Source organism: Bradyrhizobium sp. JYMT SZCCT0428, from assembly GCF_018131075.1.
GTDB lineage: Bacteria > Pseudomonadota > Alphaproteobacteria > Rhizobiales > Xanthobacteraceae > Bradyrhizobium.
The window spans coordinates 117,412-143,529 of record NZ_JAFCLS010000011.1 but is presented as its reverse complement, the minus strand read 5'-3'; the positions used below and the strand labels follow the sequence as shown (position 1 = coordinate 143,529).

The 26,118-nt window shown below is 60.5% G+C and carries 28 protein-coding genes and 3 pseudogenes; 19 read left to right on the top strand and 12 right to left on the bottom strand.

Annotated features, from left to right (window positions below; translation table 11 throughout):
• Positions 1-21: 21 nt before the first annotated feature.
• The 6 genes and pseudogenes from JQ575_RS13705 to JQ575_RS13680 form a co-directional block, all read right to left on the bottom strand.
• Positions 22-2,579: pseudogene (locus tag JQ575_RS13705) on the bottom strand (cation-translocating P-type ATPase).
• Complete coding sequence (locus JQ575_RS13700; protein WP_212033712.1) at positions 2,579-3,190, bottom strand: hypothetical protein; 612 nt, start codon at positions 3,188-3,190, stop codon at positions 2,579-2,581. Before JQ575_RS13700 ends, JQ575_RS13705 begins: the two are co-directional and overlap by 1 nt.
• A gap of 90 nt (positions 3,191-3,280) precedes the next feature.
• A pseudogene (locus JQ575_RS13695) lies at positions 3,281-3,683 on the bottom strand (hypothetical protein).
• A gap of 47 nt (positions 3,684-3,730) precedes the next feature.
• On the bottom strand, positions 3,731-4,213 hold the full coding sequence (locus JQ575_RS13690) for a phage holin family protein (RefSeq protein ID WP_212033711.1): 483 nt from the start codon (positions 4,211-4,213) through the stop codon (positions 3,731-3,733).
• Between the two features lies 1 nt (position 4,214).
• On the bottom strand, positions 4,215-4,490 hold the full coding sequence (locus tag JQ575_RS13685; RefSeq protein ID WP_212033710.1) for a hypothetical protein: 276 nt from the start codon (positions 4,488-4,490) through the stop codon (positions 4,215-4,217).
• A 34-nt stretch (positions 4,491-4,524) separates the two neighbouring features.
• Entirely contained in the window at positions 4,525-4,731 is a 207-nt protein-coding gene (locus tag JQ575_RS13680; protein WP_212033709.1) for a DUF6894 family protein, read from the bottom strand.
• A 165-nt stretch (positions 4,732-4,896) separates the two neighbouring features.
• On the opposite strand from JQ575_RS13680, the gene JQ575_RS13675 reads away from it, so the two are divergent.
• From JQ575_RS13675 to JQ575_RS13665, 3 genes are read left to right on the top strand one after another with little or no spacing between them, the layout of a single operon-like run.
• On the top strand, positions 4,897-6,033 hold the full coding sequence (locus JQ575_RS13675; protein ID WP_212033708.1) for an MlaE family lipid ABC transporter permease subunit: 1,137 nt from the start codon (positions 4,897-4,899) through the stop codon (positions 6,031-6,033).
• A gap of 2 nt (positions 6,034-6,035) precedes the next feature.
• Entirely contained in the window at positions 6,036-6,815 is a 780-nt protein-coding gene (locus JQ575_RS13670) for an ABC transporter ATP-binding protein (RefSeq protein ID WP_212033707.1), read from the top strand.
• Between the two features lie 3 nt (positions 6,816-6,818).
• Complete coding sequence (locus JQ575_RS13665) at positions 6,819-7,922, top strand: ABC-type transport auxiliary lipoprotein family protein (RefSeq protein ID WP_212033706.1); 1,104 nt, start codon at positions 6,819-6,821, stop codon at positions 7,920-7,922.
• Between the two features lie 285 nt (positions 7,923-8,207).
• Here JQ575_RS13665 and JQ575_RS13660 read toward each other — a convergent pair whose 3' ends face one another.
• Both JQ575_RS13660 and JQ575_RS13655 read right to left on the bottom strand, forming a co-directional pair.
• Positions 8,208-9,476 (bottom strand): DUF4010 domain-containing protein, encoded by a 1,269-nt coding sequence (locus tag JQ575_RS13660; RefSeq protein ID WP_212033705.1) that lies wholly within the window; start codon positions 9,474-9,476, stop codon positions 8,208-8,210.
• A 233-nt stretch (positions 9,477-9,709) separates the two neighbouring features.
• Positions 9,710-10,027 carry a cytochrome c gene (locus JQ575_RS13655; protein WP_212033704.1) on the bottom strand — a complete coding sequence of 106 codons (318 nt, stop codon included), beginning with the start codon at positions 10,025-10,027 and terminating at the stop codon, positions 9,710-9,712.
• A gap of 198 nt (positions 10,028-10,225) precedes the next feature.
• Here JQ575_RS13655 and JQ575_RS13650 point away from each other — a divergent pair, with 198 nt between their 5' ends.
• From JQ575_RS13650 to JQ575_RS13585, 14 genes are all read left to right on the top strand, one after another.
• Positions 10,226-10,945 (top strand): Crp/Fnr family transcriptional regulator, encoded by a 720-nt coding sequence (locus JQ575_RS13650; protein WP_212033703.1) that lies wholly within the window; start codon positions 10,226-10,228, stop codon positions 10,943-10,945.
• A 94-nt stretch (positions 10,946-11,039) separates the two neighbouring features.
• Positions 11,040-11,180 carry a hypothetical protein gene (locus tag JQ575_RS13645; RefSeq protein ID WP_212033702.1) on the top strand — a complete coding sequence of 47 codons (141 nt, stop codon included), beginning with the start codon at positions 11,040-11,042 and terminating at the stop codon, positions 11,178-11,180.
• An 82-nt stretch (positions 11,181-11,262) separates the two neighbouring features.
• A complete protein-coding gene (gene hemN, locus JQ575_RS13640) occupies positions 11,263-12,567 on the top strand; it encodes an oxygen-independent coproporphyrinogen III oxidase (protein WP_212033762.1) in 1,305 nt (434 codons plus the stop codon).
• A 14-nt stretch (positions 12,568-12,581) separates the two neighbouring features.
• Entirely contained in the window at positions 12,582-12,986 is a 405-nt protein-coding gene (locus JQ575_RS13635; protein ID WP_212033701.1) for a hypothetical protein, read from the top strand.
• A gap of 146 nt (positions 12,987-13,132) precedes the next feature.
• Entirely contained in the window at positions 13,133-14,755 is a 1,623-nt protein-coding gene (ccoN, locus tag JQ575_RS13630) for a cytochrome-c oxidase, cbb3-type subunit I (RefSeq protein ID WP_409364787.1), read from the top strand.
• An 11-nt stretch (positions 14,756-14,766) separates the two neighbouring features.
• Complete coding sequence (ccoO, locus tag JQ575_RS13625) at positions 14,767-15,501, top strand: cytochrome-c oxidase, cbb3-type subunit II (RefSeq protein WP_212033699.1); 735 nt, start codon at positions 14,767-14,769, stop codon at positions 15,499-15,501.
• Between the two features lie 27 nt (positions 15,502-15,528).
• Positions 15,529-15,693, top strand: coding sequence for a cbb3-type cytochrome c oxidase subunit 3 (locus JQ575_RS13620; protein ID WP_212033698.1), 165 nt, complete (start codon positions 15,529-15,531; stop codon positions 15,691-15,693).
• 7 nt (positions 15,694-15,700) lie between these two features.
• Positions 15,701-16,573 carry a cytochrome-c oxidase, cbb3-type subunit III gene (ccoP, locus tag JQ575_RS13615; protein ID WP_212033697.1) on the top strand — a complete coding sequence of 291 codons (873 nt, stop codon included), beginning with the start codon at positions 15,701-15,703 and terminating at the stop codon, positions 16,571-16,573.
• Positions 16,574-16,671: 98 nt separating this feature from the next.
• On the top strand, positions 16,672-18,135 hold the full coding sequence (ccoG, locus tag JQ575_RS13610; protein ID WP_212033761.1) for a cytochrome c oxidase accessory protein CcoG: 1,464 nt from the start codon (positions 16,672-16,674) through the stop codon (positions 18,133-18,135).
• A 36-nt stretch (positions 18,136-18,171) separates the two neighbouring features.
• On the top strand, positions 18,172-18,669 hold the full coding sequence (locus JQ575_RS13605; protein ID WP_212033696.1) for a FixH family protein: 498 nt from the start codon (positions 18,172-18,174) through the stop codon (positions 18,667-18,669).
• A 12-nt stretch (positions 18,670-18,681) separates the two neighbouring features.
• Positions 18,682-20,874: a heavy metal translocating P-type ATPase gene (locus JQ575_RS13600; RefSeq protein WP_212033695.1), complete on the top strand. Its 2,193-nt coding sequence runs from the start codon at positions 18,682-18,684 to the stop codon at positions 20,872-20,874.
• Positions 20,874-21,038, top strand: coding sequence for a cbb3-type cytochrome oxidase assembly protein CcoS (gene ccoS / locus JQ575_RS13595; protein ID WP_212033694.1), 165 nt, complete (start codon positions 20,874-20,876; stop codon positions 21,036-21,038). Before JQ575_RS13600 ends, ccoS begins: the two co-directional genes overlap by 1 nt.
• Before the next feature lie 348 nt (positions 21,039-21,386).
• A complete protein-coding gene (locus JQ575_RS13590; protein WP_212033693.1) occupies positions 21,387-21,938 on the top strand; it encodes a hemerythrin domain-containing protein in 552 nt (183 codons plus the stop codon).
• 310 nt (positions 21,939-22,248) lie between these two features.
• On the top strand, positions 22,249-22,779 hold the full coding sequence (locus JQ575_RS13585; RefSeq protein WP_212033692.1) for a DUF1003 domain-containing protein: 531 nt from the start codon (positions 22,249-22,251) through the stop codon (positions 22,777-22,779).
• A gap of 209 nt (positions 22,780-22,988) precedes the next feature.
• Here the strand turns inward: JQ575_RS13585 and nhaA are convergent, their stop codons facing one another.
• The 3 genes from nhaA to JQ575_RS13570 form a co-directional block, all read right to left on the bottom strand.
• The gene (gene nhaA / locus JQ575_RS13580; protein WP_212033691.1) at positions 22,989-24,353 is read right to left on the bottom strand and encodes a Na+/H+ antiporter NhaA; all 1,365 of its coding nucleotides are present in this window, start codon (positions 24,351-24,353) and stop codon (positions 22,989-22,991) included.
• Between the two features lie 221 nt (positions 24,354-24,574).
• Positions 24,575-24,745 (bottom strand): hypothetical protein, encoded by a 171-nt coding sequence (locus tag JQ575_RS13575; RefSeq protein WP_212033690.1) that lies wholly within the window; start codon positions 24,743-24,745, stop codon positions 24,575-24,577.
• An 85-nt stretch (positions 24,746-24,830) separates the two neighbouring features.
• Entirely contained in the window at positions 24,831-25,007 is a 177-nt protein-coding gene (locus JQ575_RS13570; protein ID WP_212033689.1) for a hypothetical protein, read from the bottom strand.
• A gap of 73 nt (positions 25,008-25,080) precedes the next feature.
• On the opposite strand from JQ575_RS13570, the gene JQ575_RS13565 reads away from it, so the two are divergent.
• The gene (locus tag JQ575_RS13565; protein ID WP_212033688.1) at positions 25,081-25,293 is read left to right on the top strand and encodes a hypothetical protein; all 213 of its coding nucleotides are present in this window, start codon (positions 25,081-25,083) and stop codon (positions 25,291-25,293) included.
• A gap of 500 nt (positions 25,294-25,793) precedes the next feature.
• Positions 25,794-25,961: a hypothetical protein gene (locus JQ575_RS13560; protein ID WP_212033687.1), complete on the top strand. Its 168-nt coding sequence runs from the start codon at positions 25,794-25,796 to the stop codon at positions 25,959-25,961.
• A 14-nt stretch (positions 25,962-25,975) separates the two neighbouring features.
• On the opposite strand, the pseudogene JQ575_RS44590 reads toward JQ575_RS13560, so the two are convergent.
• Positions 25,976-26,111, bottom strand: a pseudogene (locus tag JQ575_RS44590) (SOS response-associated peptidase); the annotation flags it as partial.
• Between the last annotated feature and the right edge of the window lie 7 nt (positions 26,112-26,118).

Below are 26,118 nucleotides of genomic sequence, written 5' to 3'. Positions count from 1 at the left end.
ATGCAGGTGTGGATTTGCCAGCTAGGACTGCAACCGCGAACGCAGTAACGGCTTGAGCATTTCAAGGCAGACCAGCACGATGATCCCCGCACCAAGCGTCAAAGCGAGGTCGTCAGTGTGCAGGGGTCCAAAGGCAAAAAGCTTGCTCGCGGACGGCCAAAGCAGGGTCAGAGACAGGATTGCGGTAACGGCCGCGAGTACAGCCACCAAGGTCGGGTTCGGTCGTCGCAGCGCCGTGAGCAGCGAGGCGCTAAACGAGCGATTAACCAGAATAAGGCCGACGATCGTCACGACCAGCGAGAAGAAGGTCAATGCCCGCACTTCCTGTTCGGGCATGCCTGACCTGAGCGCCACGACGAAGATGGCGGCAACCAGTGCGAATGCCAACACACCCTGCAGCAGGCTCCAGGCGATCAGCGCGCCCGAAAACAGCGGGGTGTCGGCAGCGCGGGGCGGGCGCTCCATGATGTCGTCCTCCTCGGTCTCGGCCTCGAATACGAGAGAACAGACGGGATCGATCACCATCTCGAGAAACGCGATATGGATGGGCCCGAAAAGAATCGGTAGACCGAACAGCAGCGGCAGCAGCGCCAGGCCCGCAATCGGCACGTGAACGGCAAAGATGAAGCTCATGGCTTTGCGTAAATTATCGTAGATGCGGCGCCCGAGCCGGATCGCCTTGACGATCGAGCCAAAATCGTCATCGAGCAGCACGATTGCCGACGCTTCCCGCGCCACGTCGGTGCCGCGGCCGCCCATGGCAATGCCGATATGCGCCGCCCTGAGCGACGGCGCGTCGTTGACGCCGTCGCCGGTCATCGCCACGATCTCGCCATTGCCCTTGTGCGCGTTGACGATCCGCAGCTTCTGTTCCGGCATGATCCGCGCGAACACGCTGGTCGTTTTTGTCCGGCGGGCCACTTCCGCGTCATCCAGTTTCGCAAGCTCCTCGCCGGTGATGACTTCGCCGGGCTTGAAGCCAGCCTGGCGGGCGATCGCATTGGCCGTTGCCGGATAATCGCCCGTGATCATCACTGCCCTGATGCCGGCCGAGCGGCATTCACGCATGGCCTCGATGACGCTTGGCCGCAGCGGATCCGCAAGGCCGGTCAGTCCAAGGAACTCGAATGTAAATTCACATGGCAAGGCCGGCCATTTCGGTCCGGCGTATCTGGTCCGTGCGACACCCAGGACGCGCAGGCCGGCGGATGCCATCGCATCGACCGATTGCTTCAGCGCGGTGCGGTCGGCCTCGCCAAGCCGGCAAAGGCCTGCGATCGCTTCGGGGCGCCCTTGGCGGCGACGATGAATTCCTGCTCGGCGCCGTTCGGCTGCCAGATGTGGGTTACGGCGAGCAGATCGGGCCGAAGACCGTAGGCGTGGACAAGCTTCCAGTCAGGATGGGAATGTCCGGCGTCGGGCAATTGGGCGCGGCCAAGACTATGGAATGCGCGCTCCATCGGATCAAACGGTTCGGGCGCGCTGGCGAGCAGACCGAATTCGCTCAGGGCGTGAAATTGTTCAGGCATTCTCGTGGCGTCAAGTGGACGATGGATTTCTCCGTCGCCGAGCCGCAGCTCGACGATTGTCATCCGGTTCTCGGTCAGAGTACCCGTCTTGTCGGTGCACAGCACGGTTGCGGAGCCGAGGGTTTCGATCGCCGCGGCGCGCCGCGTCAGCACCCGAGCCTGTGATATCCGCCAAGCCCCCATCGCCATAAAGACGGTCAGCACCACGGGAAGCTCTTCTGGCAACATTGACATGCCGAGCGCAATCCCGGCCAGCACGGCATCCAGCCATCCCCCGCGCATGATTCCGTAGAGCAGCACCGCAAGTATGCTGACCGCGCCGCCGACAACGGCAAACAGCCGTACCAGGCGACGGGTTTGAGCCTGCAAACGAGGCGGCTCGGTTTCCAGGGCGACCAGCGATTGGCCGATTCTGCCGATTTCGCTCAGCACGCCGGTGGCGGTCACTACAGCCAATCCCGCGCCTCGCACAATGAGCGCGCCGGAAAATATCTCGGGCAGGTCGTCGCCGCCCGGCCGGTGCGGCTCGGATACGGTGTGACCGCTTCGCGCAATTTTTCGCACAGGCACGGATTCACCTGTCAGCATGGACTCGTCGGCCTGCAGATCATGACATTGCAGCAGGACGCCGTCGGCAGGTATTCGGTCGCCTTCCGAAAGCACGAGGAGGTCGCCGCGCACGACGTCCCGGCCGGCAATGCGTTTGCGTTCGCCGTCGCGAATGACCAAGGCGCGGGGACTGGTCAGATCGCGCAGTGCATCCAGGACGCGCTCGGTGCGCGCCTCCTGTACTACCGTGATCACGACCGACATGGTAGCGAAGGCGACTAGGATGATCGCTTCCTTCAGGTCGCCGAGCGCCAGATAGACTGCGCCCCCGACGATAAGAAGCAACAGCATCGGTTCGCGCAGCACTTCGATCGCTATGCGGAGCGGCGTGCGCCGATTGGGCTGGGGAAGCTCGTTGCTTCCCTCGACTTTCAATCTTGCCCGAGCTTCCGCTTCACTGAGGCCACTGAGCGGGGCTTGGGATTTTGGGGAGTAACGCACTAGATATCCTCACCGGCTTTGGTCGATGCGCGCGTGAAGGGAGGATTGACCGAGTATGGCTTGGCTTCGACGGTGGCTAACGCGAGACGATGATACAGATCGCGCCGGTGCGCGAGCGGCCACCAATCGTAGAGAAAGATTTCAAGAGGTCGCCAGTTGGCAACCCAGCCGAGGATCAGGAAGCTCTCTTCAACCAATCGCCTGAATGCGGGCTCGATCAGATAGCCTGCGGCAAAATGCGCAAGGAGGAGACAGGCCGCAAGTATTGTAGCGCCGATTGCCAGGGAACGCCGGCCAACTCGAAACAATTCGTTCAGGTCTCGTTGGACCACAACGGCCCGGCCGGCAAAATACCGGTTGAATGCCTGGAGAAGGTCGCTCGATGCCTTTCCCTGTGACTCGGTATCCGGAATGTGTATCACAATCCTGATCGGGCGGTCACCGGGCATTTCTCGTGCCCACCCGACGATATATTCCTCGGCCTCGTCAGCGAGATCCTTTTCCCGAAATGGAAAAGGATCAAGCGTGTGAAAAAGCTGCGCGACGTCGGTCACCCGAATTTCGATCAGGTTTTCGGTGACCGCAGAAGCGGGGCCGTGATCTGTCACCATTGGTTGAGGCCTCGCATCGAGCGTCGGCGTCGCGGTTAGCCTGGTTAAGGTCGGTCGGCTCCAAGCAGACATTGCCGAAATGGCGCCGCGCTAAAGGTGCGACACCGTCGTCACACGGTAGGTGTGCATCTTGCCGCGCTCGTTGACCGAGACATACTCGCCAACGACGAAGCGTTCGTCGGCGAAGTGAAAGCCGACATCGTCCGGCAGACTGGCTTCGCCGTCATTCCCATCCGCCACCCGACCCATGAACAAGGTGACCAAGCTGATCCTGTTCGTTTGGACGCTGCCGAGAGACCCGGCAAGCCTCGCGGTGTGATCGCCATAATTTCGGATCGATGCGGCCTTCGGCATCGACAGGTGCGACGAAGATATAGGCAACCTCGTTGTCGCCCTCGGGGTGGCCGGGTTCGCGGGCGAGTACGATGCGGATTTGCCGGAACTGCGCGGGCAGGGAGGCATTGAGGATCGGCTTTAGCTGAGGCTTGGACATGTTGATAGCTCCTTGGATTGCAGCATGAGGCGACGCCTCGTTGGGGCTCAGGTTTGCTCGGCGGCAGCGGCAGGCGCGGCGGCCCTGGACCTCTTCAGGCTTCTAACGATGATCGTGATCAGCGGCACCAGCAAAGGCAGGGCGCTGTTCAGGGGGTGATGGACCATGCCAACGAACTGCGACTGCACGGCCAGGGCCTCGCGCTGCAGTGCGTCGACCGCCGAGACATGTATCTCGTTCGCAAGTTCGAGTTCGCGTCCCGAAGGCGGCCTTCCGGCTAATATGAACAGGGTGGCTGCGATCGCGAAATTCACACCGCTAAGGATGGCGGCCGCTGAAATCGCAGTCAAAACCTGGACCAGCGCGAAATAGGCCGTCAGCTCCAGCATCAGGAGGCCGAAGCCTGCAATCAAGGCGGCAAACGCGCGCACGCCAAGACCGACAAGCATCTGCCGCAGCCTGATCTCGGCGATGATCCGGTCGGTTCGCCAGAGCGCACGAAGGTTCTTGACGATATTCTGGCTGTCCACGTTAGTGTCTCCTCAACATGAAACCGATGACGATTCCGAGTGCGAAGGCGGACGCGATCGTTGCGATCTGGCGCGCCGCGATCAGCGTCTCGACATGATCTTCCTGCTCGCTCAGAGTTTCGCCGAGTTCGTTCAAGGCGGACTTGATCTGGTCTGCGATGGCGTCGGCGCGGTTTTTGGCGTCGTCGAGTATACCGTCGCCGTTCGTGCTCAAGAGGCGCGACATCTCACGTTTGAGCGCTTGCAGCTCTTCATTCAGTTCGCTTGAACTGAACATCGCAGCTTCTCTCATCGCCTCGATCGGTGGTGATCTAAGTGAAAACGGCTTCCTCGTGGATCGGCTCACGGCCTTCCCCGATTACGCGGATCGATAACCGGGGTCTGATATCGGGCTCCAGGCACCGCAGGTCGGCAGCCAGATGCTTTGCGTACACGACGGCCTCCGAAGCCAGCCTGAAGTCACGCCCAACCTGATCGCGGATCGGAAGTCTGTCGCTTATGTCGAAATAGAAACGCATGGGCCTCTCCTTTTCCGTCGGGTTCGATTGTATGCGAGGCCGCGGCTCGGCAATTGATTTGCGTCAACAGGTCAACGCCGGTCATTTTCCGGCTTGAGGCAGGTCAACATGGTTGAGGCCCATGAGCTCTAAGGAGAGGCGTTATGCCATCGAGGGAACATCATCTTGGCGACTGCACCTCTGTTAACGGCCACGGCAACGGGCGACGTCCTCGAGTTGCGTCCGGGCGGATCCTGGATTGCGGCCAATGTGGCGACGCTTGAGCGTCTTTCCGACGCTGTTGCGCCGCAGCTCGACCGGTCCAGTACCGTTAAGCTTGATATGGCCGAGGTGCGCGAGCTCGACACGCTCGGGGCCTGGCTGCTCGAGAAGATGTCGCGGCGCGCGACGTCGGCGGGACACCGTGCCGAAGTGGTTGGGGTTTCCGACAATTATGCGGGGTTGATCGAGGAGGTGCGTCAGGTCAATCGGCGAACGCCAGCACCGGTTCCGCCGCCTAACCCGGTCGTGGCGAAGATCAGCGACATCGGCCGCTCCACCATTGGCGCGGGCGATGACGTTACTGCGTTCCTGCAAATGCTGGGTTCGCTTTGCATTGCCATTCTCGGCGTGTTGCGTCGGCCGCGATCTCTGCGGTTGACGTCGTTGGTCTATCAGTTTTACCGGGTTTGCTGGCAGGCGATCCCGATCGTGGTGCTGATCACCTTCCTGATCGGCGCCATCATCGCGCAGCAGGGGATCTTCCATTTCCGCAAGTTCGGCGCGGATTCGTATGTCGTGGATATGGTAGGCATCCTGGTGCTGCGCGAACTCGGCGTCCTGATCGTCGCCATCATGGTCGCCGGTCGTTCAGGCAGCGCTTACACCGCCGAGCTCGGCTCGATGAAAATGCGCGAGGAAATCGACGCGTTGTCGACCATGGGGCTGGACCCGATCGAGGTTCTGATGCTGCCGCGGATCATCGCGCTGGTCTGCGCGCTGCCGATCCTCAGCTTCATCGGCTCAATGGCCGCACTTTACGGCGGCGGCCTCGTCGCCTGGTTCTATGGCGGCATGGGGCCGGCAATCTTCATTGCGCGGCTGCATGAGGCCGTGTCCGTCACCCATTTCGAGGTCGGCATCATCAAGGCGCCGTTCATGGCGCTGGTGATCGGTATCGTCGCCTGCAGCGAAGGCCTGCGGGTGAAGGGAAGTGCCGAGTCGCTGGGCAAGCAGACCACCACCTCGGTCGTGAAGTCGATTTTCCTGGTGATCGTTCTCGACGGGCTGTTTGCAGTGTTCTTCGCATCGATTGGAATGTAGCGATGCAGACAGCGCCCGGACAATTTGCGATACGCGTGCATGACCTGGTGGTCGGCTTCCGCCGCCATGTCGTGATCCATCATCTTGCGCTTGACGTGCGACGGGGTGAGATCCTCGGCTTGGTCGGCGCCTCCGGCGGCGGCAAATCAGTTCTGATGCGGACCATCATCGGCCTCATTCCGCGGCAGGAAGGTGAGATCGAGGTGATGGGGGCACCGATCGGCGGCAACCACGATCGGACCACCAGGAACGCCGCCGGGCGGTGGGGCATCCTGTTCCAGCAGGGTGCGCTGTTCTCGTCGCTCACCGTGCGGCAAAACATCCAGTTTCCACTGCGCGAGAATCTCGTGTTGTCATCCGCTTTGATGGATGAGATCGCCACCGCCAAACTCGAAATGGTCGGGCTGAAGCCAGAAGACGGTGACAAGTTTCCCTCCGAATTATCCGGCGGCATGACCAAGCGGGTGGCGCTCGCCCGCGCGCTCGCGCTCGATCCGGCGATCGTGTTTCTCGACGAGCCGACCTCGGGCCTCGATCCGATTGCGGCGGGAGATTTCGACGCCCTGATCAAGACACTTCAAAAGACACTGGGGCTGACGGTGTTCATGGTCACCCACGACCTCGCGAGCCTCAATACCGTTTGCGACCGCGTTGCGGCGCTCGCCGACGGCAAGATTGTCGCCATCGGGCCGATGCGCGAACTGCTTCAATCCGAACATCCCTGGGTGCGAGCCTATTTTCACGGCAAGCGCTCCCAGATGCTGCAACCCAAGGCGAGTTAGACCATGGAAACCCGCGCTCCCTTCGTCATCGTCGGTGCCTTCGTTCTGGCAGCCATCATTGCCGTGTTCGGCTTTGTCTACTGGTTGCAAAACACCGGCGGTCTTGGCCCGCGTACGAGCTACCGCGTGCAGTTCGAGGGTTCCGTACCGGGGCTTCTGGTCGGTGCCGCCGTGCTGTTCAACGGCATCCGGGTCGGTGAAGTCTCCGAACTCGGTCTCGCACCTGATAGCCCGCGCGGTGTCAATGCGACGATTTCGGTCGCTTCGACGACACCGATACGTACCGACACCAAGGTCGGTCTGGAATTTCAGGGTTTGACCGGCGTTCCCGTGATCGCGCTGGAGGGCGGTGTAATGGTTGCCAAGACTGGCGAGGTGCCGATGCTGATTGCCGAACCCGGGGCGGGGCAGGGTATGACACAGGCAGCTCGCGACGCGTTGCGCAAGGTAGATTCGGTGCTGTCGGAGAATTCGGGCGCGCTGAAAGACACCATCGCCAACTTCAAGGTCTTCTCGGAAGGCTTGGCGCGCAATACCGGCAAGCTCGACGGCATCGTCGCCGGCCTCGAACGCATGACCGGCGTCACCGCGCCGCCGGCCAAGATCACCTATGATTTGCGCGCCCTGCAAAATCAGGGACCGGCGGGGAAGAGCGTCAACGTCCAATGGGCGATCCCGGAGCCCACGGCTGTGGCAATGCTGGATACGCAGCGCTTCCTGTTCTCGCCGGCGCAGGACTATCCGGGCTTTTCGGAAGCAATGTGGGCCGATTCGCTTCCGAAGCTACTGCAGGCAAGATTGATCGAGAGCTTTGAGAATTACGACCTCGCGCACGCGCCGTTGCGAATGGCGGAGGTGGGCCAGACCGAATTCCAGTTGGTGATCGACGTCAGGCGGTTCCGCGTCGCGGTCGATGCGAAGCCGGCTGCCGAAATCGCATTGTCGGCGAGGATCGTCGACAAGAACGGCAAGGTCGTCGCATCGCGGTTGTTTGAGGAGAGCGAGAAATTTGCATCCGTCACACCACCCGAAGCCGCAATCGCTTTCAGCGAGGCCTTCGGTAGGATTGCGAAAGACGTGATCGCATGGACGGTGCAGGCATACTAGGTGCTAGGCGGCACCGTGCCTCGGCGGCGCGGTGGGCCGGCCCGCTAGAGGTGCGTTTATTCGAGCGTCTTCATCTACGCCAGCTCCGAAGGATCCCGCGTTGCGTCCGGGCGCTTGCGCCGGTGAGCGGGGGAGTCTGAAGATCAAAGTTGCGTCGAGGGTCACTCGATAGGAGCTGTGCGCGACAAAGACCGGAGTGACGGTAGCGGCCGCTCCAAAAACCCGAATGCGCGTCTCGATTCCGTTCCCGAGGACCCCTCAGCATCTATGTCCTATCTGAATACTTCAGGTGTAACAGCCAAAGAACCATGACGTGCCTCCTGCCAGCGCAGCGGCAGCGGTCACCGTGCCGTAAATGATCGAGAATCTAGCCGAACCCGCCGCGACGGCAATCGCTGCGCGGGACACAGCATTCATGGCCAACGCCAGCAGGATGGCCCGCGCGGCGACATCGGCTGCCACCGGTGTCGTGGCCAGGCGCGCGGCCGACAATACGGCAACGTCGACGTCGAACAGGCCGGATATGCTTGAGGTGAGAAGCAAAGCGCTCGCGCCGAAAGATCGGGAAAACCAGCCGTTCAGCAACGCGATCGCCGAATAGGCGCTTGCAAACAGCACGAGAGGCGTGAGGTCGAATGGATTGCCAATATCGAGGCCGCCATCCGCTTGCTCGCCCTTGGTGTAGAGCAACACGAAACCACCGGCGCCGAACACCGCAGCAGCAGCCAGCGCAGGAACAGCAATGACGGCGATGAGTTGCGGCGCGACGAGACTGACAATGGTCAGGACGCGGGCAATCGAGACCATGCCACCGATGAGCGCGCCGCCGGCAAAAAGGTGTGCCGAACCGCCCTCCTTGGCGCGTCTGGCGAAGGTGATCGTCACTGCCGTTGATGAGACGACGGATCCGACCAGCCCGCCGACAAGTACGCCAAGCGATGGTCCTGCGAGCCTGACGGCAATGTAGCCACCGTATGAGACAGCGGCAGTCAGGATCATGAACTGCCATATTTCCCGCGGGTTGATGCTGGACCATGGGTCTACGGTGCGATTGGGCAGCATTGGCAGGACCACGACGGTCATTGCCAACAGTAACAATGCCGAGCGCAGCTCTTTCCACGTCAGGCGTGCGAGCCAGCCGTGCAACTGCTCGCGGGCGGCCAGCACGCCGGCAGTAGCCACGCCGCCCGCCGCCGCCGATGTCGGGTCGCCGAGGACCGAAAGCGCCCCGAGCGAAAACACGACGAACGCAGCGAGTACGCCCGTGACGCTGAATTCCCGGTCATGCTCGATCTCGCGCATCTTGAACCATGCGAACACCGCAACAAAGGTCAACATCGAAAGGGACAGCGGCCACGGGCTCGCGAGAACACGGGTGATCTCAGCGGCAACCGCGCCGATCAATCCCGACAGTGTGTAGGTGCGCACGCCGGCGGTCCGGCTGCCGGACGGCGCGTCGCGCTCGCGCCAGCCACGCTCGATGCCAATCAACAGCCCGATCGCGAGCGCCGTGAGGAAACGGAACAATAGCGTGTTGGTCAGGTCGCCTTCCATTTAGCCACTCTTCGGGTCGTATGCGGAATACGGTTGACCTTATCAACATTGCGATCTGTCAGTTCGCGCCGGGCAAGCGCATTTTGGACAAGTCTCGACTTCCTGATCTGCTCTCGTCGAGCATTCGAGTGCATATTTGAAGCGTTTGGCCCTCATGCGAAGCCGGCGCGGTCATCGGCAGCAGCCTCGATGCGGATATATCGGCGTCCAGCCACAGCCGGCTCGAGCTTCGTCTATTCGAGGGTCTTCAGATACGTCAGCAGGTCGCCGATCTGGTCCGGATCGAGCTGGAAGGCGGGCATGGTGGGATGGCCAGTCGAGATACCTTCGGCGAGCGCCTCTGCAAGGGTCTCGATCGGATAACGCTTGTGCAGCGTCCGGAATGGCGGCGCAATCTTGAGCGGGCTCGGCGAAACCTTGTCGATCGAATGACACCTCGCGCAATTGTTCAGCGCGAAGGTTCTACCGCGCTGTTCTTGAGGCGAAGCCGCCGCTGCCGGCGTCAAGGTGATGAGCGTAAGTGCCAGCGGTACCAAAAATCGTCCGATCATTGCGGCATCCACTCCATGGAGAATCCGGCTTCTCAGTGCGGAGCCGCACAATGAAGGATCAATCGTCAAGGCATTTGATCTGGATCAATCAGCTGGCGCTGGATCCGCTAGAATGAATCACATCTCCGAGTCCTGGTCCAACCTGCCATGACCAAGGAGATATGAAGGTCGATCGGGCGCTCGAATGGGCAGTGGCAAATGATACGCACCATCTCTCCGAATCCAAATCGCGGCACTTTTGGCCGCTGCTCGGCCTGTAATGTCCGGTCGTTGAGCATCTGCGGTGCGCTCGACCAAAACGATCTCGTGGAGTTCGAGCGAATCGCCCGCCACATTCATCTGGCGCCCAATGAGGCGCTCTTCACCGCAGGCCAGGTCGCCAGTTCGGTTCACAATCTGACCGCGGGTGTTGCGCGTCTGTACAAGCTGCTACCCGACGGGCGGCGGCAGGTGATTGGCTTCGCGCTGCCGGGCGATTTTCTCGGCACCATGCCGTCCGATCGCTACAGTTTTTCGGCGGACGCGATCGATGCCGTTTCGATATGTCGTTTCCCCGTGGACGTCTTTAGGCACTTCATCGAGCAGCGGCCGCACTTCCTGCTCCGGATCAACGAGTTCGCGGCGCGCGAGCTAATGCTGGCGCAGGAGCAAATGTTGCTGCTGGGGCGGCGTACGGCAGAAGAGAAGGTTGCGGCCTTTCTGGTCGGCTGGCGAGCGCGACTGGCCCATATTGGCGACGAACGGCAGACCATCTCTTTACCGATGAGCCGGCAGGACATCGCGGATTACCTCGGGCTGACCATCGAGACGGTGAGCCGGACATTGACCCGGTTCGAGCGCGAGAAAATGCTTGTTATCGTCAGCGGAGGTGTTCGCCTGCTCGACTCGACGCGCGCCGAGGCCATGGCCGCGGCGTGAAGGCATTTTTCGCGGCAACTCCTGTTCGATTGATTCAGGTCAAAGATGATTCCCTCGGAGCAGGCATCATTCCTCCATCACTAGGAGGTCACCCATGCCCGTCGATTCGATGCTCGTTGCCACAAGCGTAGTCATGATGTTCGTCGTCTTTGCCGCCGTCCTGGCGTGGGGCGATGCGCAGACCCGCACGAAACATTTGGCCCAACAGGCGAACGCAAAACGCCGGCCTTTCTGATCCGAGGCATTTTCGCGTTCAAACTCGTCTGCCAGCCTGAGGGAGCGCTGCCGTGAACGATATCGTACGCCGTTACGCCCAAATGCAGGTGCCGCGATATACGTCCTATCCGACGGCGGCCGAGTTCACGCCTGCGGTGGGGTGCGCCGACCAGCGCCGGTGGCTGCGCGATCTGGATATGGCCGAGGCCGTCTCGGTCTATCTGCATGTGCCGTATTGCCGCGAACTCTGCCTCTATTGCGGTTGCAACACCAAGAAAGCGCTACGCGACGACGTCATTGGCGCCTATCGAACGGCGATGGAGCGCGAGATTGCGCTGGTCAGCGACAGTCTGCCGGCATCGCTTCGTATCGCTGGGCTGCACTGGGGTGGGGGGACGCCCAGCATCCTGGGGGCCGACGGACTTGCGTCCGTGATGGCGGTCCTGCGCCGATATTTCGTTTTTGAACCCGGTTTCGAGCACGCCATCGAGCTCGACCCCCGCTACGTGACGTCGTTGCTGGCGGCCAGCTTGAATGAGCTTGGTGTCAACCGCGTCAGTCTGGGCGTGCAGGACGTCAATCCAAGGGTGCAGGTGGCCATCGGCCGGTGGCAGCCGATGCAAGATGTTGCCGCGGCCGTGTTGCGGCTGCGGGCTGCCGGCATCGGCAATTTGAATTTCGACCTGATCTACGGCTTGCCGCTGCAGACGGTCGCTTCGCTGCGCAAGACCTGCGAAATCGTCGCGATGCTCTCGCCGGACCGCATCGCCTGCTACGGTTACGCACATATGCCGCGCCTCAAGGCCAATCAGCGGCTTATCGATGAGAAGACGCTCCCCGGCATGGAGGAGCGTATAGACCAGGCCGAGGCAATCGCCGAGGAATTCCAGCGCCACGGTTTTCTGAGGATCGGCATCGATCATTTTGCAAGGCCGGGCGACGCGCTAACGCGGGCCGCGATGTCAGGACGGCTGCATCGCAATTTCCAGGGCTATACCGACGACAGCAGGGAGACCCTGATCGGCTTTGGCGCGTCTTCGATCTCGCGGTTCAGGGACGGATACGTCCAGAACATCTCCGACGTTCCAAGCTATGTTCGCGCAATTACGGATGGCCGCCTGACGGCGGCGCGCGGATGCCGGCTCGATGCCGCAGAAAAGCAGCGCGCCCGTACCATCGAGAGCCTGATGTGTGCGTTTCGGGCCGACCTCGACGTCACCGCGCCGGATATGGAGCTTACCGAAGAACTGGCCTTGCTGCAGCCCTTGATCAAGGACGGCTTGGTGCGTGTCGAAGGCCGCGTTGTGACCGCCACCGATGCTGGCTGTCAGGTGGTGCGGGTGATTGCGGCGGCATTCGATCCCCACACGCGTACTGATCCGGCACGATTCAGCAAGGCCGTCTAGCGCAGCTTCTCAACTTGATTCAGGTCAAGGCGGATATCTCTGGATATTGCTTGGATGCCAGCTTCATCTCGCGAGACTCACACGTGCATATTTTTTTAGGCGTTGCAGGAAGATGGCCGGCGGGTGTCGCCCTGGTGCGATGGCTGAAAACCGCCTTCACCGGACGTGCGCGCAAGGACAAGCTCCACGGGGTGAAGCGGGCGGAGTTCGAGCAGATTGCGCAAGATCTCAATCTCTCTTCCCCGGAGCTTTACGGGCTATTGACCGGACGCCGTCTTTCTGCCGAATCTCTGGAAGAATGCCTGGCAGCGGAGTTCGAAGCATCCCCGCAGCTCGCGAAGCGGCTGCGTGCGATCGGACGGCAGCACCGCGCTGCCAGAATACGCGCGTCCCTGCCGATCGGTCCCTCCTGTTGCTGAACGTCCCGCGCCATGTTTTCCCCAGCTTTGGCAAATTCGCCAGACTTTGACCTCGATCAATTCGGCGATGCCGAAGGTGTGATCATTCGGGCTGACCTTTGCAGAAGAGAAGCCCGCGCATGAACCAGTCTCAAACCGCAAAATCGATGACGCACGGCGAAGCCGGTCTCGCAATAGTTTTTGCCGCATCCGCGTTTCTCTGCCTTCTCGCCGCAGCCCAGGCGCTTGATACGGCGTTTGCCTTCCACGCGTCGCTGGCGTGTGCCGCCAGCCTGTGGGCCGCCTTTGCGATCGTGAACCGGTATTACGACCGCCCAGCGGCATTGCCGCCAAAGGAGATCAACGGTCGGCCCAACTACAATATGGGTCCGGTCAAGTTTTCGGCCGTGATGGCGATGTTCTGGGGAATCGCTGGATTTGCGGTAGGGCTGCTGATCGCATCGCAGCTTGCATGGCCGGCGCTCAATTTCGACCTGCCCTGGACCAGTTTTGGCCGCCTGCGTCCGCTGCATACGTCCGCGGTGATCTTCGCCTTCGGCGGCAACGTGCTGATCGCAACCTCGTTCTATGTCGTGCAGAAGACCTGCCGCGCGCGGCTCGCCGGCGATCTGGCACCGTGGTTCGTCGTGATCGGATACAATTTCTTCATCCTGATCGCCGGCACTGGCTATCTGCTCGGCGTCACCCAATCCAAGGAGTATGCCGAACCGGAATGGTACGCCGACCTCTGGCTGACGATCGTCTGGGTGGCCTACCTGCTGGTCTTCCTGATGACCATCGTCAAGCGCAAGGAACCGCATATTTTCGTTGCGAACTGGTTCTATCTCGCCTTCATCGTCACCATCGCCGTGCTGCACCTTGGAAATAACCCGGCGCTGCCGGTATCCGTATGGGGCTCGAAATCCTACATCGCCTGGGGCGGTGTTCAGGATGCCATGTTTCAGTGGTGGTACGGCCACAACGCGGTCGGCTTCTTCCTGACCGCGGGCTTCCTTGCCATCATGTACTATTTCATTCCGAAGCGCGCCGAGCGGCCGGTCTATTCCTGCCGGCTGTCGATCATCCACTTCTGGGCGATCATCTTCCTCTACATCTGGGCCGGGCCGCACCATCTGCATTACACGGCGCTGCCGGATTGGGCGCAGACGCTCGGCATGACGTTCTCGATCATGCTGTGGATGCCGTCCTGGGGCGGCATGATCAACGGCATGTTGACGCTGTCGGGCGCCTGGGACAAGCTGCGCACCGATCCCGTGCTCCGGATGCTGGTCGTGTCCGTCGCCTTCTACGGCATGGCCACGTTCGAAGGCCCGCTGATGTCGATCAAGGTGGTGAATTCACTCAGCCACTATACTGACTGGACGATCGGTCATGTTCATTCCGGCGCGCTGGGTTGGGTCGGCTTCGTCTCGTTCGGCGCGCTGTACTGCCTGTTTCCCTGGTTGTGGGACCGTAAGGGCCTTTACAGTCTCAAGCTCGTCAACTGGCACTTCTGGATCGCGACCATCGGTATCGTGCTCTACATCTCGTCGATGTGGGTCTCGGGTATCCTGCAGGGCCTGATGTGGCGGGCCTACACCTCGCTCGGTTTCCTCGAATATTCCTTCATCGAATCCGTGGAAGCGATGCATCCCTTCTACATCATTCGCGCCGCGGGCGGCGCGCTGTTCCTGATCGGCGCGCTGATCATGGCCTTCAATCTCTGGATGACGGTGTACGCCAGCGAGGCGGAAATGACGTCGCCCGTCGCGCTTCAGCCGGCGGAATGAGGAGCGGTTCAATGTCATTCTGGTCACGGCATCAAATTTTCGAGAAGAATTCGATCGTCCTTATCGGAGGGATACTGGTCGTGATCGCGATCGGTGGTCTCGTCGAGATCACCCCGCTGTTCTATCTCAAGAGCACGATCGAAGCGGTCGACGGCGTCAGGCCGTATACCCCGCTCGAACTCACCGGCCGCAACGTCTACGTTCGCGAGGGCTGCTATCTCTGCCACTCACAGATGGTCCGCCCGCTGCGGGACGAGGTCGAGCGTTACGGTCATTATTCGCTCGCGGCCGAGAGCATGTACGACCATCCGTTCCAGTGGGGATCGAAGCGTACTGGCCCCGATCTCGCCCGCGTCGGCGCCAAATATTCCGATGAATGGCATGTCACGCATCTGATCAATCCGCGCGCGATCGTGCCGCAGTCGGTGATGCCTGGCTATGCGTTCCTCGCCGAGACCGAAGTCGATGTCGCGGGGATGGCAGATCATCTGCGCACCAGCCGCACAGTTGGCGTTCCCTACTCGGACGACCAGATCGCGCACGCAGTCAACGATCTAAAGGCGCAAGCGGATCCTGATAATGCCGGCGTGGATGCGTTCACCAAACGTTATCCGAAAGCGGTTGCCCGAAACTTCGACGGTAAGCCGGGTACGCCGACGGAGATGGACGCGCTGGTCGCGTACCTGCAGATGCTGGGCACGCTGGTCGATTTCAAGCTCTACAACGAAAAAGCCAATCTTCGCTGAGCAATCCTTCGTCGAGAAAGCAGAACGATGAAAGCCATCCTAACAGTCCAGAATATCACATCCGATTTCGTCACGACGTTCTGGACGCCGATCTTCGTCGGAATCTTCATTGCGATCGTGACCTACGCACTCTGGCCGCGCAACAAGGCGGCGTTCGACGAGGCGGCGAGAATGCCGCTGCGGGAGGAATGACGGGATCATGACCGAGCATAGCGATTTCGACAAGGTCTCCGGCGAGACCACCACCGGTCACGAGTGGGACGGCATCAAGGAATTGAATACGCCGTTGCCGCGGTGGTGGGTGATCACGTTTTATCTGACCATCGTGTGGGCGGTCGGCTACTGGATCGTCTATCCGGCGTGGCCGATGCTGTGGAGCCATACCACCGGCGTGCTGAATTATTCGTCGCGCGCGGACGTTGCCGTCGAGCTTGCCAATCTGGAAAAGATCCGCGGTGACAAGATGGTTAAGCTCGGCGCCGCGCCGCTGGCTGAAATCGAGAAAGACCCGGCGTTGCTGGCGCTGGCACGTGCCCGCGGCAAGACGGTCTTTGGCGACAATTGTGCACCATGCCATGGCAGCGGTGGCGCTGGCGCGAAAGGCTATCCCAACCTGAACGATGACGAATGGCTGTGGGGCGGTTCGCTCGACCAGATCATGCAGTCGATCCAGTTCGGTGTCCGTTCCGGGCATGCAAAGGCCCACGAGAGCGCCATGCTGGCGTTTGGCAAGGAAGGCGTTCTCAAGAAGGATCAAATCGTCACCGTCGCCAATTACGTGCGGTCCTTATCGGACCTGTCGACAGCTGTGGGATATGACAAGTCGCTGGGTGCAAAAATCTTCGCGGATAATTGTACCTCGTGCCATGGCGACGCCGGCAAGGGGAAGCAGGAGCTCGGCGCACCTGATCTCACCGACAAGATCTGGCTCTACGGCTCGGACGAGACCACGCTGGTCGAGACCATCACCAATGGCCGTGCCGGCGTCATGCCTGCCTGGGTCGGCCGTCTCGATCCCCCGACGATCAAGGCGCTGGCCGTCTACGTCCATTCGCTCGGCGGCGGCAAGTAACCGCGGACTGGGGAAGTTTGCGCGTTGTTTGAGGTGGATCAATCGCGCTTGCGGGGGCGGGTCTAGAGTCCATGCCGGACATGAGATCAACCGCAGCGATGAACAAGCCCGTGAACCCCACCGACCTGCAGCTTGAAGACGACGGGCCGCTTTATGTGGCCCAGAAGAAAGTCTTTCCGCAGAGCGTTTCCGGGACCTATCGCCGGATCAAATGGGGCCTGATGGCGTTCTGCCTCGGCGTCTATTATTTGCTGCCATTCGTGCGCTGGAACCGCGGCCTCGGTGCGCCCGACCAGGCGGTGCTGATCGATCTGCCGAACAGCCGCTTCTATTTCTTCTTTATCGAACTGTGGCCGCAGGAGGTCTATTATTTTACCGGGCTGCTGATCGTCGCCGCCATCACCCTGTTCCTGATGAATTCGGTCGGCGGCCGCGTCTGGTGCGGATATCTCTGTCCGCAAACCGTGTGGACGGACCTGTTCTACGCTGTCGAGCGGCTGGTTGAGGGCGATCGCCGCGAGCGCATGCGAAAAGATGCCGCGCGCGGCACCATGAAGCTTCAGCGCTTTTCCGAGCTCCTTCTGAAGCATTCGATCTGGCTGATGATCGCGTGGTGGACCGGCGGCGCCTGGGTGCTCTATTTCAATGATGCGCCGACGCTGGTGAAGCAGCTGGTGACGTTCCAGGCGCCGATGCTGGCCTATATCTGGATCGCGATCCTGACGGCGACGACCTACGTGCTCGCCGGTTTCATGCGCGAGCAGGTCTGCGTTTATATGTGTCCCTGGCCGCGTATTCAGGCCGCGCTCACTGACGAGTGGGCGCTCAACGTCACCTACAAATACGACCGCGGTGAAAAGCGAACGTCGCTGAAGAAGGCAAACGAGCTGAGGGCCCTTGGTGAGCCGGTCGGTGACTGCATCGATTGCTGCCAATGCGTCGCCGTGTGCCCGACCGGCATAGATATCCGCGACGGCGCGCAGCTCGATTGCATTCAGTGCGGCCTGTGCATCGACGCCTGCGACACCGTGATGACCAAGATCGGCCGGGAAACCCGCCTGATCGGATATGACAATGATATCAATATTCACCGCCGTCAGGCCGGCAAGCCGCCGGTCTACCGCATCGTGCGGCCGCGTACCGTCGTCTACGTAGCCATGATCGCCGGCGTTGGCGCGCTCATGCTGTATGCGCTGCTGACGCGAACGTTGCTCGACGTCAGCGTGCTGCACGACCGCAATCCGGTCGCGGTGAAGCTGAGCGACGGAGCGATCCGCAACGCCTATACCGTCCGCCTGTTGAACAAGCGCGGCTTTGACCGCGTCATCGCGATCGATATCGACGGCCCGGTCAACGCTACGGTCCATGTCGTCGGCGTTGATGCCGTGCCCCCGGATCGACCGATGATCGTGTTGGGGCGTGACCAGACCACCGAGTTGCGGCTTCTGGTGACGGCACCCGCCGCAAACAATCCGAAGAAGTCGATCCCGGTGCATTTCCGCGTCACCGATATCGGCCTCGGCGAGGTGGCATCCGCGACCGATAATTTTGTGACGCCGTGAGATTTGAAAGGCGTGAGATTCGAAAGGAATGTCGCGATGAACAGATTGCAAGCCCCGAAACCTTTGACCGGACGCATGGTGTTTTTCATGCTGGTCGCGTTCTTTGGCGTCGTGATCGGGGTCAACCTCGTCATGATGCGGTTTGCCATCCAGACGCTGCCGGGCACCGAGGTCGACAGCGCCTATAGCGCGAGCCTGGGCTACGAGAAGCAGATTTTGGCGGCCCGCGATCAGAACGCGCGCAACTGGAAGGTTGACGCGCATGTCGAACGCAGCGAGCAGGGCGGTGCGACGCTTCAGATTGAGGCGCGCGATAGCAGCGGCCGGCCGATGTCGGGGCTGAAGTTTCAGGGGCGGTTCGAGCGGCCGACCGATCGGCGTGCCGATCTGCTGGTGGTCCTCGCCGAGGTGGGGATCGGCATCTATCGCGGCAGCGCGCTGGCGATTGCGCCGGGCCAATGGGACCTGGTGCTCGAGGGTGTTTCGGCAGGGCAGCGGTTGTTCCTGTCGAAGAACCGCGTCCTGTTGAACTAGGAAGAGCACATCATGCAGGCGATGCGAGACTTTTCACACTATGTCAGAGACCTCGGTTCCGGGGTGTCGCATATCGATCTTGCGGTCGAGGGCGTCAGTTGCGCCGGCTGCATGTCCAAGATCGAGCGCGGCCTTTCGGCGCTTCCGGACGTGACGCTCGCACGGGTCAATCTGACCGACCGTCGTGTAGCGCTGGAATGGAAGCAGGGCGCGCTTGATCCGGCCCGTTTCATCGATCGGCTGGCGGAGCTTGGTTACAAGGCCTATCCGTTCGAGCCGTTTCGCGCCGAGGCCGTGGAGACCGAACAGGCAAGCTTCCTGCTGCGCTGCCTCGGCGTCGCCGCCTTTGGGGCGATGAACGTGATGATGCTGTCGGTCCCGGTGTGGTCCGGCAACGTCACCGACATGATTCCGGAGCAGCGCGATTTCTTCCACTGGCTGTCCGCCCTGATTGCGTTGCCGGCGGTGGCCTATTCGGGACAGCCGTTCTTCAGGTCTGCCTTCCGCGCGCTGCGTGCGCGGAGCACCAATATGGACGTTCCCATCAGCATCGGCATCGTGCTGGCGCTCGCGATGTCGGTGATGGAAACGATCCACCACGCCGAACATGCCTATTTCGACGCGGCGCTGATGCTGCTCGCCTTTTTGCTGGCCGGCCGCTACCTGGACCAGAGCATGCGCCGCAAGACGCGCGCGGTCGCCGGAAACCTGGCCGCCCTGAAGGCCGAGACGGCGACGAAGTTTATCGGCGCTGACGAGATCAGCGAAGTGCCGATCGCCGCGGTGCAGGCGGGAGACATCGTCTTGTTGCGGCCCGGTGAGCGCTCGGCCGTCGATGGCTCTGTTATCGAGGGACAGTCCAAGATCGACCAGAGCCTGATTACCGGCGAAACGTTGCCCGTGAAGGCCGGGCCGGGCACAGCGGTCTATGCGGGCACGCTCAATCTATCTGGTGCGTTGCGAGTGCGAGTGGCGGCAGCATGCGAGGGCACGCTGTTGGCGGAGATCAGCCGGCTGCTCGACAATGCCGTGCAGGCGCGATCGCGATACGTGCAACTCGCCGACCGGGCGTCGCGGCTCTACGCCCCCGTCGTGCATGCGGCAGCACTCCTGACCATGTTGGGTTGGGTGGCGTTCGGTGCGAGTTGGCACGATGCCATCGTCACGGCGATTGCGGTTCTCATCATCACCTGCCCCTGTGCACTGGGATTGGCGATACCGGCGGTGCAGACCGTGGTTTCGGGCGCCTTGTTCCGCTCCGGCGTGCTGCTCAATTCCGGCGATGCGATCGAGCGGCTGGCCGAAGTCGACAGGGTCGTGTTCGACAAGACGGGCACATTGACCTTGCCCGAACTCGATGTCGCGAACGCCGTTGAAATTCCGGACGCGGTCTTCGATCTGGCCGGCCGGCTTGCGCTTGCCAGCCATCATCCCGTCGCCGCTGCGGTAGCCCGCGCGGCTAAGGCAAAAGCACCGTTGGCCGGTGTCGAAGAGATAGCCGGTCAGGGCGTGCATGGCTTTCTTGACGGACTCGAAGTCAGACTTGGCAGGCCGTCGTTCTGCGGCGCGGATCAGCTCGCAAACGCCATCCTGTGTAGGGATCCCGAGGCATCGGTCGTCGCTTTCCGCCACGGCAAGGTGCGTCATGTCTTTGCGGTGCGCCAGCGGCTGCGTCCGGACGCAGGCAGTGCCGTCGCAGCCCTTGTGCGAGGTGGTATCGCCGTCGAGATTCTCTCCGGCGATCGTGAGCCCGCGGTGCGCCACGCTGCCCAGTCGCTCGGAATTCATGAGTGGCGCGCGGGTCTGACCCCTGCCGACAAAATTGCCCGCATCGATGAGCTGAAACGGCAAGGCGTTAAGGTCATGATGGTAGGCGACGGCATGAACGATGCGCCGGCGCTGGCGGCTGCGCATGTTTCGATGTCGCCGGTGAGCGCCACCCATTTGAGCCAGGCGACGGCCGATCTGGTGTTCCTTGGCGACCGCCTGGCGCCCGTGGTGGCTGCCATCGGCTTCTCGCGGAAAGCGTTGCGGCTGATGCGACAGAATCTGTGGCTGGCGGCCGGATACAATCTGTTGGCTGTGCCTTTGGCAATTGCAGGGTTGGCAACGCCGCTGGTGGCGGCGGCAGCCATGTCGGGTTCGTCCCTGCTGGTGATTTTGAACGCCCTGCGCGCGCATCGCGGTGTCCGGGAGTTGAACTGATGGAAGTCCTGGTATTCCTCGTTCCGCTGGCGTTGTTGCTCGGCCTGCTCGGCCTGGTGGGATTTCTCTGGTCACTTAAGAACGGCCAGTACGATGATCTTGAAGGGGCAGGGTGGCGAGCGATTGCCGATGATGAACCCGTTCGACAAAACCCGACTCCTTGAACTGCTGATGTCGGCGTCCAACCGAGACGACCACGACAAGCGTCAGGAGTGCTGCCCCTTCGTCGCCTGTGGAGCCCTGGCATCAAGCGACAAAACGACATTTCAGGGGGCCGCTTTTGCGCAAAGCGGACAGCCCGCCAAATGCCGACTTCCGCTAAGTGCCAATCGGACGTCTTTCGGCTGTAGCAACGCTTATTCACGACGTTGGGGCTTCGCCGCAATCTCATATCGGCAGGCTCCGGAAATTGAAATCCCCACCTTATTCCGACCTAGATTTGATCTGCCGCAAAAGCTGATACCGCGTGAGAGATAATATTTATCTTGGGGTTCACTATACGGAGCGCTGCCATGATTATTGAGCGCTTAAGCCAGGAGCATCGCAATATTGAGAAGCTACTCGCTATCCTTGAGCGGGAACTTGAGGTTTTCAACCACGGCGACCGTCCCGACTTTAAGGTTATTCGCGCAGTTATTAGCTATTTCGAACTTTACCCGGAGGTTTATCACCATCCCCAGGAAGACGTCGTCTTTGCCAAGCTAAGAACGCGCGATCCGGCTGCGGCTGCGAAAGTCGGTGATCTCGCTCGCGAACACCAAAGAGGGGCCGAACGTTTACGCCGGGTAGTTCATGCGGTCGACAGTGTTCTCGCGGGCCGTGAAATCCTTCAAACCATCGTTCGCGATTTCATAGAGTGCGAGCGGTACCACATCATGATGGAAGATCGGGATTTTTTTCCTGCCGCCCTAAAGGCGTTAGAGCCTCAAGATTGGACGGAGATCGCTTCGGCCTTGACCAATCCTGAGGATCCGCTGTTCAGCGAGGCAGCCGAAGAAACGTTCGACGCGCTACGAGCGCGTATCTTGCAGTTGGAACAAGAGGCCGAAGCCGAACGACACTAGTCGAGCTCCCACATTGCGCTCGCGATGCACGGCTCTCTCTGATGCGATTTTGAGTTGTTCGGATCGCTTCGTTCTCCATTGGATGGTTTCTAGTTGGGCGCCGAACCGCAATCAGACAGTCGCGACACCATTGGTACACAAAAGCGGACACGCGCCGCCGGTTTGTGCCAATAAGCGGCATCGTGGGCTGGGCTTGGTATCAACCCAACTGAAACGGTCAACAAAAGTAACCCCCGTAGGGACACTGAGCGGAGTGCTTATACTGAGCTTCGGAGTGGGCCGAGACCTCCCTTAACGGTGGATGCGACGAATGACCAACGACCAAAGTCACAAAGTGCATCTAAGTCCCGAAGACCAGGAGCGGTTGCGGGAACTTCGAACGCAAAAGCCAGCCCGGAACGCACCCAAGCCCACACTGACGCGGGGCGCGATGCTTGCCGACAGCGTTGCCGAAACAGTTGGTTCTTGGCGTTTCATTATCATCCAAAGCGTCCTACTTGGCATTTGGATCATTCTTAACATGATGGCGTTCATCAACCATTGGGATCCTTACCCCTTCATCCTGCTGAACCTCGTTCTTTCCTTCCAATCAGCTTATGCAGCGCCCATCATCATGATGAGCCAGAACCGTCAATCCGAGATTGACCGCAGGCACGCAGAACACGACTACCGAATAAATGTGAAGGCTGAACTCGAAATCGAATTGCTGCACAACAAGATTGACGCCTTGCGTGAGCAAGAAATCTTGCAGCTACTCAACATCATTCAACGTTTGTCCGCGCACCTTGCGCCCGAGCTTGTCGCGGCTATCGAGGCCGAAACGGTGCCGCATAAGACCTAGGTGGCCTTGCTAATCGCTGGACCGTCAGTTGAGCTACGCTAGTTACTTGCTGTCCAGCGCATCGCTGCTTCTAGCGGTTTGGTGCAATACTCGCGACATGACAGTGAATGTTCGTCAAAAGGCGCGACTTCAGGAATGGGTCAAAGGCTGACTCAGCTCGAATGTCCGCTACTTGGGCGGCGACGGCTAAGTGCTAGAAGCGGAAACCACTACGAGAGATGCGCTCCCGTTTTTCGGCGCTCCCGCCGTACGTACCTCGCGCCCCAACCCAGACCGAGCATGGCAGCCACGAGGGAGCCCGAAAGCACGCCTAGTTTCGCCGAAGCCAATAGCCTCTCGTCGGAGAAGGCGAGCATTGCGATGAAGATGGACATTGTGAAGCCGATTCCGGCCAGCAGGCCTACGAGGCAGACGCCGCCCCACGAAACGCCCGGTGCCAGCCGACACCAGCCCAGCCGCACCGCAAGCCAAGTCGCACCGATTACACCGATAGGCTTCCCAGCAACAAGAGCAAATCCCACGCCCAGCATGACGAGGTGCCCCTCGGCAGAGAGATCAATGCCCGTGAAGGTAACGCCAGCATTCGCTAGGGCGAACAGAGGCATAATGCCGTAGGCCACCCAGGGATGCAGCGCTATCTGTATGCGCACCACGGGCGGCAACATTTCACGATTGGCTACGCGAAGCTGCCGCAATGGCGATTCGAGACGATGCATATCTTTGTTCGAGACTGCATCACTGCTTCGCAGTGCGTCGGCAATACGCGACACCACTTTCAACGGATGCTCCTGCATGGGGATCGGTAGCACGGGGGTCATCAAGCCGAGCACTACGCCGGCAAGGGTTGGGTGAGCACCCGTCATCAGAAAACCGATCCATACGAGCGCGGCGGGCAGAGTATACGCGAGCGCTAAACCAATCCCGATCCGCTGAAATCCTAGAACCATTAAGATGCCAAATGACACAACGACGAAACCACCGAATTGAAGTCCGCCTGAGTAAAAGAAGGCGATGATCAGCACCGCCATGACGTCGTCTATGATGGCTAAGGCCAACAGAAAGACTCTCACATTGACCGGAATGGATCGCCCCAGCAATGCAAGCACACCAACGGCGAAGGCAATGTCTGTCGCGGTTGGGATCGCCCAGCCCTGGCCTCGAACTAGATCGATGTTGAAGCTCAGGTAAATAAGAGCAGGCGCGATAACGCCCCCGGCTGCCGCGACGATGGGGAGCGATGCCTGATCGAGCCTGCTTAGCGCGCCTTCATGAATTTCTCGCCGAATCTCCATTCCCACGACAAGGAAGAAAACGGTCATGAGCGCGTCGTTGATCCAGAAGTGCAAAGACTGGGAAAAGATGAACTCGCCAAGCCCGATCGAAAGTGGCAGGTGCCAAAGGGCATGATAGCTGTGGGAAAAGGGAGAATTCGCCCAGGTCAGTGCGGAGGCCGCGGCAATCAGGAGCACGCCGCCGCTGACGGCCTCGACGTGCACGAAGCGCTGAAGGGTGGTGAAGGCGCGTTCGGCGAGGAATTGGGCTCGCGGCAGGTCTGCAGATGAAGGATGATCCATTGGGCGCGCACGCTTTCCGCGTGGCGGCCCGACCATCGCTTGACCTGTCTCTGCTGCAAGCAGCGAACACCCGAAAGGTCGTTCTACACAGCAATGGGAGGAAGGCAACCTTATTCGAAGGTGTACGTGCTGCACTCACAAATGTCCGAGTTGGGTCAAAAACGGCCCAGAGGGAACGTCTGGTGCTGGCGGCGAGTTCAACCGATCGCTTCAACACATTCTCAGTACCGCTTAACCTCGAAGCGCCCGTGGAAAGTTCCACCCACGCAGCATTCAACGGTTGCCGTTGCCTCGTAAAGATCGAACAGCGCCGAAAGGCGTCGCTCTTTACAGGCGTCGATCCAATCAACGACTATTCCGATCGCGTCGAAGCCGCCTTGGCCCTGTGCCATGTCCACCTCGCTTAGGTCCCGCGGCGGGATAGGGCAATCACAGTGAACGACGGATGAACCTTTCATTTAGCTGGTATTCGGTTAGTCAATCAGAACGGAGGAATTCATGGCCGATCAGCACCAAGTCAACACGATTATTGCCACCGCCATCTGCGAACGTCGCAAGGACCATCCAGATCAGATTGATCCCGAGGATGCCAAGCACATGGCGAAGTGCATCGTTGCTGCGCTGGCAGATGCCGGCCTCGCGATAGTTCGTCATGATCACATTCCCTCATGAGCGCATCGGGCGAGTCGGAAGGGAACCCGCGTGGGCAATGAGGAGTTGAAGCTCCATGACGACTGCAGACCCTCCTTCCTCCATCGGAAGCGCCGAGCGCCGGATCGAGCATGCGACGGACGCAATCCGTAGCATGTCGCAGGACCTCGCCGACGAGGTCGTGCCGCGGCCAAACTGGATCGACCAGGTGCGTGCATTAACGCGAGAGGCGCCCATTCATTCGCTGACGATCGCATTCTTGCTCGGCTTAATCATCACCCGGCGGTGACGGTCGCTTGTTGCAAACAAGATTTGCTAAGCCAGCATTGGTCAGACCCGCGAGCGCCTTATGATCGCTGCCAGACAGCGGTCTGCGCACGATGGTTCGCCCCACCGTGTGATGCAAGTTGCACGCGAGACATTTGACTTCAAGATAGAAGGAACCAGCGTTGAGCGTCGCCCTGGGGTAGGGGAGGATTTGGCCGGTCCCTAAAAGCCAAGCATGCGTTCGTTCCAGACTTCACATGCGAGCCGATCCGAGATCCGTAAATCCTCTGCCGTGACTTGCTACCCATCGGGCCGATGCGCCGGGTCGCGTGGTGTCGGCTAGCCGCTACGGGTTGCGGTGGACAACATTGGTCGGCGCTAGGAGACGGGTCCAAGGCATCGGGCGCCCGACGCGGCGCGAAGCACGTGGAGGCAAAAACACAACCTGTGGCTTTATTTTCGGCAAAGTTCCGCCCGGATTTCTGGCCAAGACTTTCGTACTAACAAAAGCAGGGGGACAAAATGAAAGCAGCTGATTATGCGCGCATGGCGGAAGAGTGCTCTCGACAAGCCGACGCGTTGCCACCAAGCCCGGAGCTCGATGTTTTGATTGAGAAAGCCCGACAATATCGGTCCTACGCCAAAATGGACAACTGGCTGGCTTCTAAGGGGTTGCAGCCACCGGCGTAAAAGCCACGTACTGTTGCGGATCACCGGGCCCGGATAATAATCCGGGAAGACGCCGGGCATCGGCGCGAGATTACCGACGTAGCGGTTGACCACCCGGAACAGCGCCGCGATGGCCGCTTGGTTCGTGGTGATGGAGTAGAGGTTGCACATTTGCGTT